At 65.1% G+C, this 14855-nt stretch carries 9 protein-coding genes; 7 read left to right on the top strand and 2 right to left on the bottom strand.

Translation table 11 applies throughout. From position 1 onward, the window contains the following. Positions 1 to 86: 86 nt before the first annotated feature. The 4 genes from nfrB to V7787_RS25575 all read left to right on the top strand — a co-directional run bounded on the left by nfrB (position 87) and on the right by V7787_RS25575 (position 7318). Entirely contained in the window at positions 87 to 2261 is a 2175-nt protein-coding gene (gene nfrB / locus V7787_RS25590; protein WP_104887715.1) for a cyclic di-3',5'-guanylate-activated glycosyltransferase NfrB, read from the top strand. Beyond that, on the top strand, positions 2258 to 5263 hold the full coding sequence (locus tag V7787_RS25585; RefSeq protein ID WP_064493269.1) for a phage receptor: 3006 nt from the start codon (positions 2258 to 2260) through the stop codon (positions 5261 to 5263). The genes nfrB and V7787_RS25585 overlap by 4 nt, the downstream gene beginning before the upstream one ends. Further along, entirely contained in the window at positions 5263 to 6102 is an 840-nt protein-coding gene (locus tag V7787_RS25580) for a DUF4434 family protein (RefSeq protein ID WP_064493268.1), read from the top strand. Before V7787_RS25585 ends, V7787_RS25580 begins: the two co-directional genes overlap by 1 nt. 124 nt (positions 6103 to 6226) lie before the next feature. Further along, the gene (locus V7787_RS25575; protein WP_064493267.1) at positions 6227 to 7318 is read left to right on the top strand and encodes a GGDEF domain-containing protein; all 1092 of its coding nucleotides are present in this window, start codon (positions 6227 to 6229) and stop codon (positions 7316 to 7318) included. Positions 7319 to 7348: 30 nt separating this feature from the next. Here V7787_RS25575 and V7787_RS25570 read toward each other — a convergent pair whose 3' ends face one another. Continuing rightward, entirely contained in the window at positions 7349 to 8650 is a 1302-nt protein-coding gene (locus V7787_RS25570; RefSeq protein ID WP_064493266.1) for an ATP-binding protein, read from the bottom strand. A gap of 6 nt (positions 8651 to 8656) precedes the next feature. Then, on the bottom strand, positions 8657 to 9358 hold the full coding sequence (locus V7787_RS25565) for a response regulator transcription factor (RefSeq protein WP_019437505.1): 702 nt from the start codon (positions 9356 to 9358) through the stop codon (positions 8657 to 8659). A 245-nt stretch (positions 9359 to 9603) separates the two neighbouring features. Between V7787_RS25565 and V7787_RS25560 the strand changes: the two genes are divergently transcribed. The 3 genes from V7787_RS25560 to mobA all read left to right on the top strand — a co-directional run bounded on the left by V7787_RS25560 (position 9604) and on the right by mobA (position 14556). Next, positions 9604 to 10779, top strand: a complete 1176-nt coding sequence (locus V7787_RS25560; protein WP_064493265.1) for an efflux RND transporter periplasmic adaptor subunit — start codon at positions 9604 to 9606, stop codon at positions 10777 to 10779. A gap of 11 nt (positions 10780 to 10790) precedes the next feature. Further along, entirely contained in the window at positions 10791 to 13919 is a 3129-nt protein-coding gene (locus V7787_RS25555) for an efflux RND transporter permease subunit (protein WP_064493264.1), read from the top strand. A 61-nt stretch (positions 13920 to 13980) separates the two neighbouring features. After that, complete coding sequence (gene mobA, locus V7787_RS25550; RefSeq protein ID WP_010954323.1) at positions 13981 to 14556, top strand: molybdenum cofactor guanylyltransferase MobA; 576 nt, start codon at positions 13981 to 13983, stop codon at positions 14554 to 14556. The last annotated feature ends 299 nt before the right edge of the window (positions 14557 to 14855 follow it).

The following is a 14855-nucleotide window of genomic DNA, read 5'->3' as shown; positions in this document are numbered from 1 at the left end:
CATGACAGTGACATCTCCTGCACCTTCGTCGAGGGAACGAACGAGGATAAGACGATGGCCCACTCTGCCCTGCCGGTGGCTGACACATGAGCCTGGTATTCATCGATTTTCTCACTTACCTGCTGTTCGGCCTGAAGCTCCTGGCGATCACCCTTGCCTCGTTGATGTTCCTGCTGGGCCTGGACGACCTGTTCATCGATCTGTGCTATTGGGGGCGCACGCTGATCCGGCGTTTTCGCATCTACGGCAAGTTCGAAAGGGCCGATGAGAAGCGCTTGTACGAAGTCCCGGAAAAACCGTTGGCCATCATGGTCCCCGCCTGGAACGAAGTCGGCGTGGTCGGTGAAATGGCGCGCCTGGCCGCTTCGACCATCGACTACGAGAACTACCAGATCTTTGTCGGCACCTACCCCAACGACCCGCAAACCCAGGCTGACGTGGACGCGGTGTGCCTGCACTTCCCCAACGTGCACAAAGTGGTCTGCGCCCGCCCCGGTCCCACCAGCAAGGCCGACTGCCTGAACAACATCATCGACGCGCTGCTGCGCTTTCAGCAGGACGCCGGCATCGAGTTCGCCGGTTTCATCCTGCATGACGCCGAAGACGTGATCTCGCCGATGGAGCTGCGCCTGTTCAACTACCTGCTGCCGAGCAAGGACATGATCCAGATCCCGGTGTATCCCTACGCACCGGAGTGGAAGGGCTTCACTGCCGGCCACTATGTCGACGAGTTTGCCGAAAACCACGGCAAGGACGTGATCGTGCGCGAAGCGCTGACCGGCCAGGTGCCCAGTGCCGGCGTCGGCACCTGCTTCAGCCGCCGCGCCATCAGCGCACTGCTCGAGGACGGTGACGGCATTGCCTTTGACGTACAGAGCTTGACCGAAGACTACGACATCGGCTTTCGCCTGAAGCAAAAAGGCATGAAGTGCATTTTCGCCCGCTACTCCATCACCGACCCGGCACTGACCCTGAAGCAGGAATGGCGCCCAGGCATGAGCCGGGAATTCTCCCAGGTGATCTGCGTGCGCGAGCACTTCCCGCGTGACTGGCAGCATGCCATCCGGCAGAAGTCGCGCTGGATCGTCGGCATCGTGTTCCAGGGCACCAGCAACCTCGGCTGGAGCCGCAAGGGCGCGCTCAACTATTTCCTCTGGCGTGACCGCCGCGGGCTGTTCGCCTACCTGCTGAGCTTCCTGGTCAACCTGTTACTGCTGGTGTTGCTGGCCATGTGGCTAGTCACGGTGATTGCGCCGGAGTCGTGGCGCTTCATGTCGATCCTCAGCGACAGCTGGTTGCTGTCGACCCTACTGTGGCTGAACGGCCTGATGCTGCTCAACCGGCTGTTCCAGCGCGCCTGGTTCGTCACCCGCTTCTATGGCATCGGCGAGGGCCTGCTGTCGGCACCGCGGATGATGTGGAGCAACTTCGTCAACTTTTTCGCCAACCTGCGTGCACTGCGCCAGGTAATGGAAATGGGCGATTCGCGGCGCGTGGCCTGGGACAAGACCACCCACGAGTTCCCCGCCATCGCCACCCCGGCTCGCACACCACTGGGCCAGCGCCTGGTGGCCAAGGGCCTGATCACCGACGAACAGTTGCAGCAGGCCATCACCAGCCCGGTTCGTCGGCGCCTGGGCCGCGAGTTGCTGCTGCGTGGCTGGCTGAACAGTGAGCAGTTGGTGGCCACCCTGGCCGAACAACTGGACCTGCCCTGGGCACCGCTGAACCCGTTCAAGCTCAGCCCGCAACTGATCGCCAAACTACCGCGCAAGCTGGCCACCCATTACGGCGTACTGCCCGTGGACGAAGACGGCGACACCCTGATCCTGGCCAGTGAAAGCCCGGTCAGCCAGGTGTCGCTGGGTGTGATCAGCCGCCAGCTGAAACGCCCGGTCAAGGCACGCCTGGTCCCCCAGGGCCGGGTCACGCTGGGCCTTCGCTACCACTACCCAAGCCCCTGGCAGCATCAAGAAACCCGAGACATGCTGGCCGTGCTTGAACGCCACCAGGACGACGAAGCGCTGCTGGAGCGGGTCAGCCATCACCAAGTCATGCTAGGCGCGCTGCTGCAGGTGCGCGGCATGGTCCCTGTCACCCTGTTCAACCAGGCGTTGATCGACTTCGACCCCGAACACCAAAGCCTCGGCGAGCACCTGATTGCCCGCGGCATCATCACCAGGCAGGTGCTGGAACAGGCCCTGATCGAACAGGCCAGTGAACAGCAAGTGGCGATTGATCTGACCCGGGAGGTGGCATGAAGCCGCGTTTTTCCCTTGCTTTCACTGGCCTGCTGCTGTGCTCCGCCGCCCTGCCCGTTGCCGCTTCGGCGCCGATGACCGACTTCCAGCGGTTCACCAGCTTTCCGTTCATGGACCGCAGCTATCGCGAGGCCAGGAAAGACAACTGGGCTGAAGTCGAGCGCCTGACCCGCCATGTGCTGGGCCGGGTACCGAACAACGACGAAGCCCGCGCCCTGCTGGTCGAAGCCCTGGCCCACCAGCGCCGTTACAAGGAGGCCCAAGCGCTGGCTGAACAGCTAGGCGACAGCCCCGAATATGCCGACGCGCTGCTGGAGCTGCGCCTGACCTGGATCGAGCAGGACCCGCCACCGGCCAGCCAGGTGGACCAATGGCTGGCCGCCAGCGACGGCAACCACCGGGTACAGCTGTGGCAGGCCTACAGCCTGAGCCTGGCCAAGTTTGGTGGCGCTGCCAAAGCGCTGGACTGGCTCAACCAACTGCCGCCCGGTGGGGACGGCCAGGTCCTGCGCCTGGCCCGGGCCACCTTCGCCGAACAGCTGCGCAACTGGAAAGAAACCATCGAGCAACTGCAGCCGCTGGCCGACACAGGCCAGTTGCCTGCCCAGGACTGGCAACGCCTGGCCAATGCCTATATCCAGCAAGTCGACGAAAAGGGCCTGACTGCGCTGCTGACCCAAGCCCCCTCCCCCGCAGCAGCCAACCAGACGCGGCTGGCCATGGCCAACCGCGCCATTGCCGTCGGCCACCACCAGCAGGCCCAACGCTGGCTGCAGTCGCTACCGCCTGATCAACTGCAGCAACCCGAGCAGCGCCAGCAACTTTGGCAACTGGCCCGCGAAGGCGACGATGCAGCGCTGGTGCGACGCCTGAGCAACGACCTGCAGCGCCCCTGCCTTGAAACGGTCGACTGGCTGTCACATCAAGACCCGGACCTGGCCCGGGAACAGTTCAAGGCCTGCTCCGCCAGCGCCGACCCTCGGGCCTATGCCGTGCTCAAGCAGCGCCTGTATGGCGCCCCGTCGCCGCCCCCGCAGCCGCGCACCGCCGCAGAATGGGAACAACGCTATCGGCAGACCGGCGACCTCGCCGCCCTGGAACAAACCACCTTCCTGTTGACCGAACAGGGCGACGGCGATCACGCACGGCACTTGCTGGAGCAAGCCTACGACCGCCGCCAGGGCCGCCTCGGCCCATCGCTGCTACAGCGTCTGGCCAACCTGTATGCCCGTGACGACGGGCCCCTGGACAGCCGACGCATGCTCGGCCTGATACCCCGGGTCAACGCCAACACCCGCGCCCAGTTGCTCGGGCGGCTGGCCGAGGCCGGCCAGTGCGATGCCGTGCGCCAGGCAGTGCCGGCCACCCCGAGCGAACCGGGCCAGTACCGCGCCCTCGGCCGTTGCGCCATGCCCGACCAACCGGGTGCGGCGGTGGTCTACTACCAGGCTGCCGAGCGTTTGGGCGACCCTGGCAACCGTCTACCGCTGGCCTACGCACTCGAAGCGGCCGGCGACTCCGAAACCGCCCAGCCGATCTGGCGCAGCCTGCCAGACAGCGCCTTTACCGATAATGCCCGCCTCACCGCTGCCCGCGGCGCGCTGAATGCAGGCGACGCCGATGCAGCACGCCGCTACTGGGACGCTGCCGCGCACCAGAGCGCTGATGACTGGGCGCTGGGCGCCGCCATCGCCCAGCGCCAAGGTGACCCGCAGGCCGCGCTGGGCTTCCAGCGCCAGGCTCTGGCGCACAGCCCGCGCCCCGACCACTACTACGCCGCATCCAGCACCGCACAACTGGCCGGCGACAGTGCGCAGAGCACCGCCTGGCTGGCCGAAGCCGTGCGCCTGGCCCCCGACCAGCCGCGCTATCGCGCCGACTACGGCATGCGCCTGGCTGGCTCGACGGACAAGGCTCAGCGCATGCAATCGATTCCCTACCTTGAACGCGCCACTCACGACTTCCCCGAGGACTACCGCCTTGGCGAAACACTCGCCTTGCGCTATGACGAACATGCCGACAGCGCTGCGGCACGCCGCGAACTGCGCCGCATTCTCGACGTAGAGCAGAACCTGGTCGACGGTGATGACGAATACGGCAGCCTGGAGGCCCGCAAGTACCGCCAGCGCCGCGCCCACGAGAGCCTGTCACGGCGCGACACCATTACCCTGGCCAGCACCTGGTCGCCGGCCGGCACCTCGACCAACGACAAGTTTCTCGACAATGGCCAGCGCAGCGGCAGCTCGCGCCGGGCGCAATCGCAGAACGTGCAGCTGGCCATGTGGGACCATGCCCTGGGCGAGGAGCCCAGCCGCAATGGCAGCACCCTGTCAGTGTATGGCCGGGTACTGTTCGGTGGCCAAAGCCGCACCGACTATGCCCAGAGCATGGGAACCGGTGTCGGCCTGCGCTACAAGCCGCTCGGCCAGTCCAACCTCAACCTGTATGCCGAGCTTTACCACCAGCGGCAGATCGACGAAGCACACTATCGCGGTCTCAGCCTTGGCCAGTTACTGAGCCCGGCCAAGGTCGGCGGCAACTGGGGCGATTTGCGCCACCACGCCGAATCGAGCAATGACCTGCTGCTGCGCGCCACCGCCTCGTTCCTCGACCAGGGAGGCTGGCGCAACGATTGGCGCATCGATGAGGACGACTGGAACGAACGATTCCTCTACCTCGATGCTGCCTGGTGGACCCGAGCCGGCGACCATGCCTGGCTGTCGCGCTACCAGCAGGGCCACGCCTGGAAGCTGCCGGGCAGCTCGCCGCAAACGCTCATGCCCTACGGCTTTGTCGAGTTCTCCAGCCAGGACCCCAGCAACGACTGGCGCCAGGACGCCCGCGCCGGGGTTGGCGTGCGCTGGCAATGGTGGTTCGACGACGACCGCTACAACGCCTACCGCGGCTCGCTGAAAGTGCGTGCCGAGTACCAGCAATCGCTGGGCGGTAACCTCTACGAGCGCGCCAACGGTGTGCTGGTCGGTGCGGAGATGACCTTCTGATGCGTACGCTCATCGCCTTCTGCCTGCTGGCCCTGTGCCTACCGGCCACCGCTGACCAGCGCCTGTTCTACCAACCCCTTAACCGCGATGCCAGCGTCACACCCGCCCAGTGGCAGCACCTGTGGCAAGCCACCGTGGCCAGGGGTGGCAAAACCCTGATCGTGCAATGGAGTGCCTATGGCGACAGCGATTTCGGCGGTGCCCAGGGCTGGCTGGCCAACAGCCTGCGCACCGCGCGTGCCGAGGGCTTGCAGCTGGTGCTGGGGCTGTACATGGACCCGGCCTACTACCAGCGACTCGACGAGCTGGATGGCGAGGGCCTGAACAGCTACTGGAAAGCGCAGCTGGGGCGCTCGCTCAGCCAGTACCAGCAACTGCGCCAGGCCTGGCAGTTGCCAGTGGACGGCTGGTACCTGCCCATGGAGCTGGACGACCAGCATCTGCGCGAGACCGAACGGCGCGATGCGCTGTACAGCCAGTTGCAGGCCTTCAACCGCCAGTTGGACAAGCCGTTGCATATCAGCGCCTTCAGCACAGGCAAGCTGACGCCGCGGGTCAATGCCCTCTGGCTGGATCAACTGGCCGGCTTGGGCTTGACTGTGTGGTGGCAGGATGGCGCCGGCACCGGGCGTTTGCCGGCGTTGGTGCGTCAGGGCTATGAGCAGGCCCTGCCGTGCCGGGTGGGTGTGGTGCGCGAGGCGTTCCGCCAGGTGAGCGCGCCGGAGCAGGCGTTTCGGGCGGAGCCCGCCGAGCCCCGGCTGGGTAGCGGGTGCCATGCCGAGGCAGTGTTTGCCTTGCGCTACCGGCCTTGGGCCCGAGGTATCTTGCCACAGCAATGAATTACCAGGGCCGGCCTCTTCGCGGATAAACCCACAGGGCCCCCACACCGTACGGTCCCTGTAGGAGCGGGTTTACCCGCGAAAGTTCCAGGCCTGAAAAAGTAGTAGCCTCAGGAGCCCACCGATGTTCAAGACCATCGAAGCCCACGTACGCCAGCAGGTCGCGCCCGCCGCCCTGCGCGCCGAGTTCCGCCAGCACGAATTCGAGTCCATGCGCTCGTTCTGCCTGCTGGTATTCTCGATCAGCGTCCTGATCTGGCTGGTCTTCGACCTGATCGTCAGCTTCCTCGGCGACCAAGGCTTCACCTGGCTGTCCTTCCTGTTCATCGCCCTGCTCGGCAGCCTGATCGTAGTGCTGCATTTCACTCGCCGCAGCCATCACTTCGACGTGCTCAACCTGCTGTTCATTACCGTCATCACCCTGGGCATGCGCCTGGTGATCGAAGGCATCCCGATAGCCCTGCGCCCGGTGTGGTTGGTGCTCGGGGTGTCCACCGTGCTGTATGCCATGTCGGTGCTACCGGTGCGGCGCTGGTCATTCTTCTGCGCCATGGTCATCACCTGGGTGATGCTTAATCCGTTCTACCACACCCGCATCGAGCCCGATGCGCTCGAAGGCGCCATGCTGATCAGCTATGCCGTTTTTCTAAGCGGCCTGGTCAGCTACAGCTACCTGCAGATCCGCAAGGCCAAGCTGCATAATTTCTACCTGTCCAAGGTGTTGCTGGAGCAGGCCTACGTCGATGCCCTGACCGACATTCCCAACCGCCGCTCGTTCATGGCCCAGGCCGACCGCCAGCTGCGGATGGCGACGTCCGGGCAGTACCTGGCCATGATCGATATCGACAATTTCAAGCGGGTCAATGACCGTTTCGGCCATGACGTGGGCGATGAAGTGCTCAAGCGCGTGGCCCTGCATATCAAGACAAGCATGGCCGATCAGGCGTTTGCCCGGCTGGGAGGTGAAGAGTTTGCGATCTTCTTTGAAGGGCTGGATCAGCAAGGGGCCGAGCAGCGAGTGGCCGCGCTGTGCCAGCGCGTGCGCGAGGACGCTGGCGAGCACCCGGTCACCATCAGCATTGGCCTGGCCAGGGTCGACCGGGGAGAGAGCCTGACCACCGCGCTGGTCCGCGCCGATCAGGCATTGTATGAAGCCAAGCACACTGGCAAGGACCGCTTTGTGTCGTGGTCCAGCGAGCTGGCAGAGCAGGATTAGCAGGCCCGTCTCTTCGCGGTTGCGGCGCCCCTATCCGCCGGCGGGTAAACGAATCCTGAACTGCGCCCCACCCAGCGCCGACTGCGCCAGGGTCAAGGTGCCACCCTGCCCCTCGATCGCCCGCCGGCTGATGGCCAACCCCAGGCCAAAACCACCGGTGTTGCGATCGCGACTGCGGTCCAGACGGTAGAACGGCTGGAAAACCCGCTCGCGCTCCTCCACAGGGACGCCAATCCCGTCATCCTCCACCGTCAGCAGGCAGGCGCCATCGGCTTCCAGGCGCAAACGCAGCAACAGGCTTTCATCGCAATAGCGCATGGCATTGCGCACCAGGTTCTGCACCGCGCGCGCCGTCAGTCGCGGGTCCAGTACAAAGCGCGGCAACTCACCCTCGGCGCGCACTTCCCACTGGATACCCCGGCCATCGAGTTCCTCGGCAAAGCCCCCAAGCACACTGTCGACCAGCTCCAGCAGCGATACCTCCACCCGCTCCCGCGCCTGGTCGGCGTTGTACAACCGGCTATAGGACAGCAGCTCCAGCACCAGTTCATCCAGCTCGCGCACATGCCCGACCAGCTCCAGCAGGCGCTTGCGGCTGGCTGGCGGCACTTCGTCGAACAGCAGCACCAGGCCGAAGTCCAGCCGGGTCAGTGGCGTGCGTAACTCGTGCGATACCGCATTGAGCAGTTCACGCTGCTGGTTGACATGGCGTTCCAGGTCACTGGCCATGGTGTCGAATACCCCGGCCAGTTCACCAATGTTGGAGTGAGGCGAAATGTGCGTACGCTCGGCCATCTGCCCCTGGCCCAGGCGCCGAGCGGTCTCCTTGAGGCGCTCCAGATCACGCCAGTGCGGCCAGACCCACAGCAGCAGGCAACCCAGCATGGCTGCACCAATCAACACGGTCACGCCCCACGACAGCACGTTGATGTCCAGCGGGTCTGGCGGGGAATGCAGGCGTACCAGCCACTCCTTGTCCAGCGGCGCCAGCACCGTCTCGTAATAGCCCCACTCGGCAATGCGCACTGCGTACAGGCCATGCTCCAGGCGCGCCTGCTCCTCATCGCTCAAACCGGCCTGATCCCTGCGCAGCAGCTGCAGTTCCAGCGGCGCGAAATCACTGGCCAGTTCCTGCTCCACCGCTGGCCACTGCTCGCGCGGGGCCAGGCGGAACTGGCGCACGATCAACGCTTGTACACCCTTGGCCTGGTCCAGGTTGTAGGCCATGAACCGGTCGCGGAACAGGCCGACGATGGTGTCAGGGATGAACAGCAATGCACCGGCGTAGGCGACGATGATCACCAGGTACAACCGCACCAGGATCTTGAGCATGGCCGATCAGCACTCCCACTCGACACGGCTGAACAGGTAGCCCTTGCCCCACACGGTCTTGATCTTGCGCGCTTCGCCGGCGTTGTCGTCGAACTTGCGCCGCAGTTTGGAAATGGCCACGTCAACGGAGCGATCGGTGCCATTGAACTCGATGCCACGCAGCTGTTGCAGGATACGGTCGCGGTTCATCACCTCACCAGCATTGCGCGCCAGCACCACCAGCAGGTTGTACTCACCGCTGGACAGCTCCACCTCCTCGCCGCGCCAACTCACCGTGCGCTCGGCCAGGTCGATACGCAGGCCACCAATCAGGATCAGGTCGTTGTCCAGGCGCGGTTCGTTGACACTGCTGCGGCGCAGCAGCGTGCGCACCCGGGCCAGCAGCACGCGTGGCTCACAGGGTTTGGTCACGTAGTCGTCGGCCCCCATTTCCAGGCCTAGCACCTGGTCATGGCTGTCGTCGCGGGCCGTCAGCATGAGGATTGGCAGGGTCTGCGACTCCTGGCGCAGCAGCCGGCACAGCTGCAGGCCATCGATGCCCGGCAGCATCAGGTCAAGGATGACCAGGTCAGGCCTTTGCCGACGGTACTCGTCCAGCACATGATCGCCCCGGGCGATCACCTGGACATGGAAGTCGTTGCGTTGCAGGTAGCTGGCGATCAGCTCGGACAGGGCGCTGTCGTCTTCGACCAGGAAAATGTTCGGCATAGGTGCTTGGGCGTCTGGGTTGAAGTAAGCCTGTGGCGAGCGCTTCGCGGGTAAACCCGCTCCTGCGGGTCCCCGTAGGAGCGGGTTCACCCGCGAAAGGGCCAGCACAGGCGCATCCAGAATATAGAACCCAACCACTCGACAGGATCATTCTTCACACTTTTTCACACTCGCCCTACAGGTATTAACAGCCGCCCAGGCAGCGTCTGCCTTAGCATATACACGGTCATCATCGGAAGATCCGCATGCCTACTACCCTCTCCCCGTGCCTGCGCCCGTTGGCGCTCATGGCATTCCTGAGCCTGTCCCTGGCCGGTTGCAGCGACAGCGCCGAGCCAGACGAACAGGCCCCCACTGCGCAAGTGCGCGTGGAAACCCTGCAACTGCAGCCACTGGCCATCAGCAGTGAACTCAGCGGCCGTATCCTCGCGCCACGCACCGCCGAAGTGCGTGCGCGGGTCGCAGGTGTGGTGCTCAAGCGGGTGTACCGCGAAGGCAGCGACGTCAAGCGGGGTGATGTACTGTTCCTGATCGACCCGGCGCCGTTCAAGGCCGACCACGACAGCGCCCGCGCCACGCTGGCCAAGGCCGAGGCCACCCGGTACCAGGCGCGCCTGCAAGAGCAGCGCTACCGCGAGCTGGTCGACGACAAAGCCGTCAGCCGCCAGGAATACGACAACGCCAAGGCCAGTTTCCTGCAGGCCGATGCCGAAGTGGCCGAAGCCAGGGCGGCGCTGGAGCGCGCCCGGCTGAACCTCGGCTATGCCACCGTGACCGCGCCGATCTCCGGCCGTATCGGCCGCGCCCAGGTCACCGAAGGCGCGCTGGTCGGGCAAAACGAAACCACCCCGCTGGCGACCATCCAGCAGTTGGACCCGATCCATGCCGATGTCACCCAGTCTACCCGCGAGCTCAACGCCCTGCGCCGTGCCCTGCGCGCCGGCGAATTGCAGCAGGTGGGCGACGGCCAGGCACGCGCCACGCTGATTCAGGATGACGGCAGCGCCTACCCGCTGCCGGGCAAGCTGCTGTTCTCCGACATCAGCGTCGACCCCAGCACCAACCAGATCACCCTGCGCAGCGAGTTCCCCAACCCGGACCTCGACCTGCTGCCAGGCAGCTACGTGCGGGTACGCCTGGAGCAAGCGGTGCAACCCAAGGGCCTGAGCGTGCCGCAACGCGCCATCCTGCGCGACAGCGCCGGTGTGCCCAAGGTGCTGGTGGTGGACCAGCACGCCCGGGTCAGCGACCGCCAGGTTGTACTGGGCAGCGCCCAGGGTGACCGCTGGATCGTCAGCGAAGGCCTGGCGGCCGGTGAGCGGGTGGTGGTCGAGGGCCTGCAGCACGTCAAGGCCGGTGACCAGGTGCAGGTCGACAACACGCCCGCTGCCCCACCCATCGCACAGCATACCGGCCAGTGAGGGCCTGATTCATGCCGCAATTCTTCATCGATCGCCCGGTATTCGCCTGGGTGGTCGCACTGTTCATCCTGCTGGCCGGCGCGCTGGCCATCCCGCAACTGCCGGTGGCCCAGTACCCCAACGTGGCACCGCCGCAGGTGGAAATCTACGCCGTGTACCCGGGCGCCTCGGCGGCGACCATGGACGAAAGCGTGGTCAGCCTGATCGAACAGGAGCTCAACGGCGCCGACAACCTGCTGTACTTCGAGTCGCAGAGCAGCCTGGGCAGCGCCACCATCACCGCCACCTTCGCCCCGGGTACCCACCCGGACCTGGCCCAGGTCGACGTGCAGAACCGCCTGAAGGTGGTCGAGTCGCGCCTGCCGCGCCCGGTCACCCAGCAGGGCCTGCAGGTGGAGAAAGTGTCCACCGGCTTCCTGCTGTTGGCGACCCTCACCTCCGAAGACGGCAAGCTCGATGAAACAGCGCTGTCGGACATCCTTGCACGTAACGTGATGGACGAGATCCGTCGCCTCAAGGGCGTCGGCAAGGCCCAGTTGTATGGCTCCGAACGGGCCATGCGCATCTGGATCGACCCGCGCAAGCTGATCGGTTTCAACCTCACGCCCAACGATGTAGCCGAAGCCATCGCTGCGCAGAACGCCCAGGTCGCCCCTGGCAGCATCGGCGATCTGCCCAGCCGCAGCACTCAGGAGATCACCGCCAACGTGGTGGTCAAAGGCCAGTTGAGCAGCCCCGAAGAGTTTGCTGCCATTGTCCTGCGCGCCAACCCGGACGGCTCCACGGTCACCATCGGGGATGTCGCCCGAGTTGAAATCGGTGCCCAGGAATACCAGTACGGCACGCGCCTGAACGGCAAACCGGCCACGGCCTTCAGCGTGCAGTTGTCGCCCGGCGCCAACGCCATGGAAACCGCTACCCTGGTACGGGCGAAGATGCAGGACCTGGCGCGCTACTTCCCGGAAGGCGTCAAGTACGACATCCCCTACGACACCTCGCCGTTCGTCAAGGTGTCGATCGAGCAGGTCATCAACACCCTGTTCGAGGCCATGCTGCTGGTGTTCGCAGTCATGTTCCTGTTCCTGCAGAACCTGCGCTACACGCTGATCCCGACCCTGGTCGTGCCAGTGGCATTGATGGGCACCTTCGCCGTGATGCTGGCCATGGGCTTCTCGGTCAATGTGCTGACACTGTTCGGCATGGTGCTGGCCATCGGTATTCTGGTCGACGATGCCATTGTGGTGGTGGAGAACGTCGAGCGCATCATGGCCGAAGAAGGCTTGCCGCCCAAGCAAGCCACGCGCAAGGCCATGGGCCAGATCAGCGGTGCAATCGTCGGCATCACGCTGGTGCTGGTGGCGGTATTCCTGCCCATGGCCTTCATGCAAGGCTCGGTGGGGGTGATCTACCAGCAGTTCTCGCTGTCGATGGCGGTGTCGATCCTGTTCTCGGCGTTTCTCGCCCTCAGCCTGACCCCGGCATTGTGCGCCACCCTGCTCAAGCCCGTGGCCAAAGGCGAGCACCATGAACGCAAAGGCTTCTTCGGCTGGTTCAATCGCCGCTTCGAAAGCATGAGCAACGGCTACCAGCGCTGGGTGGTGCAGGCGCTCAAGCGCAGTGGCCGCTACCTACTGGTGTACGCGGTGCTGCTGGCGGTGCTGGGCTACGGTTTCAGCCAGCTGCCTACGGCGTTCCTGCCCACCGAAGACCAGGGCTACACCATCACCGACATTCAGCTACCGCCGGGCGCCAGCCGCATGCGCACCGATCAGGTAGCCGCGCAGATCGAGGCGCACAACGCCGAAGAACCGGGTGTGGGCAACACCACCTTGATCCTCGGCTTCAGCTTCTCCGGTAGCGGGCAGAACGCGGCGCTGGCCTTCACCACCCTCAAGGACTGGTCCGAGCGCGGCGCCGACGACAGCGCCCAGTCGATCGCCGACCGCGCGACCATGGCCTTCACCCAGCTCAAGGACGCGATTGCCTATTCGGTACTGCCGCCCCCCATTGACGGCCTCGGTGAGTCGACCGGTTTCGAATTTCGTCTTCAGGACCGTGGCGGCATGGGCCACGCCGAGCTGATGGCAGCCCGTGACCAGTTGCTCGAAAGCGCCAGCAAAAGCAAGGTGCTGACCAACGTGCGCGAAGCCTCGCTGGCGGAAAGCCCGCAGGTGCAGCTGGAAATCGACCGCCGCCAGGCTAATGCACTGGGTGTGTCGTTTGCCGATATCGGCACGGTGCTGGACGTGGCCGTGGGCTCCAGCTACGTCAACGATTTCCCCAACCAGGGCCGCATGCAGCGGGTGGTGGTGCAGGCCGAAGGTGACCAGCGCAGCCAGGTCGAAGACTTGCTGAACATTCACGTGCGCAACGACAGCGGCAAGATGGTGCCACTGGGTGCGTTCGTGCAGGCCAGGTGGGTCAGCGGCCCGGTGCAACTGACCCGCTACAACGGTTACCCGGCGGTGTCGATCTCAGGCGAGCCAGCCGCCGGCTACAGCTCGGGCGAGGCCATGGCCGAAGTCGAGCGGCTGGTGGCGCAGCTACCGCCCGGTACCGGCCTGGAATGGACCGGCCTGTCACTGCAGGAGCGGCTGTCCGGTAGCCAGGCCCCCCTGCTGATGGCGCTGTCGCTGCTGGTGGTGTTCCTGTGCCTGGCTGCGCTGTACGAAAGCTGGTCGATCCCGACTGCGGTGCTGCTGGTCGTTCCGCTCGGTGTGCTCGGTGCGGTGCTGGCGGTGACCTTGCGCGGCATGCCCAACGACGTGTTCTTCAAGGTTGGCCTGATTACCCTGATCGGCCTGTCGGCGAAGAACGCCATCCTGATCATCGAGTTCGCCAAGCATCTGGTTGACCAGGGCGTGGACGCCGCCGACGCCGCCGTGCAAGCGGCCCGCCTGCGCCTGCGGCCGATAGTGATGACGTCGCTGGCGTTCATCCTCGGCGTGGTGCCCCTGGCCATCGCCAGCGGCGCAAGCTCTGCCAGCCAGCAGGCGATTGGCACCGGGGTGATCGGCGGCATGCTCAGCGCCACCCTGGCGGTGGTGTTCGTGCCGGTGTTCTTCGTGGTGGTGATGCGCCTGTCCGGGCGACGCCAGGCGCATGACAGCGACGGGCAACCCGTACCCCGCGAAAGCTGACTGGACAAGCCCCGCGTGAAATGGGAGGGTTCCCGGCAATGACTGCCCGGAACCCTTTTTCATGCCTGACGCACTCCCCCCCTGCTCCATCCTCATTCTCGCCGGTGGCCGCGGCCAGCGCATGGGCGGCCGTGACAAGGGCCTGGTGGACTGGCAAGGCGAGCCGTTGATTGCACATGTTCATCGAGCGGTGCGGCCACTGAGCGACGACCTGGTGATTTCCTGCAATCGCAACCAGGCGGCATACCAGGCATACGCCGACCGGTTGGTGGGCGATGCAGAAGCCGACTTCCCCGGGCCGCTGGCGGGGGTGATTGCCGGGCTCAGGGTGGCACGTCATGCGTGGGTGGTGGTGCTGGCTTGTGATGCGCCGCTGGTTGATCGCGAATTGATTGAGGGCCTGCTGCGGCTGGCAGTGGCCGGTAACAGCGCGGCAATGGTGCGTCAGGGTGGTTTCTGGCAGCCGATGTTCAGCGTACTGCCCAAGCGGGTGTTGCCGGTGTTGGAGCAGGCCTGGGCAGCGGGCGAGCGGAGTTTGCAGAAGGCCCTGCTGCGCGAGGCGGTGCAAGGGCTGGAGTGCGCCGAGAGTGATCGCCGGCTAAGCAACTTCAACAGCCCGGAACGGCTGCAGGACTGAGGGCATGACACCGCCCTCACAGGTAATCCACAACACCTCAGGACTGTGGTGATCTTGTGGGAGCGGGCATGCCCGCGAAGAAATCACCGCGGTGGATGGCACCGGCTCTGCCGGTGTTCGCGGGTAAACCCGCTCCTACGACGGCCTGTGGTGATCTTGTGTGGGCATGCCCGCGAAGAAACCACCGCGGTGGATGGCACCGGCTCTGCCGGTGTTCGCGGGTAAACCCGCTCCTACGACGGACTGTGGTGATCTTGTGGGAGCGGGCATGCCCGCGAAGAAACCACCGCGGTGGATGG

Source organism: Pseudomonas sp. CGJS7 (assembly GCF_036961695.1).
This window is presented reverse-complemented; position numbering and strand designations above follow the sequence as displayed.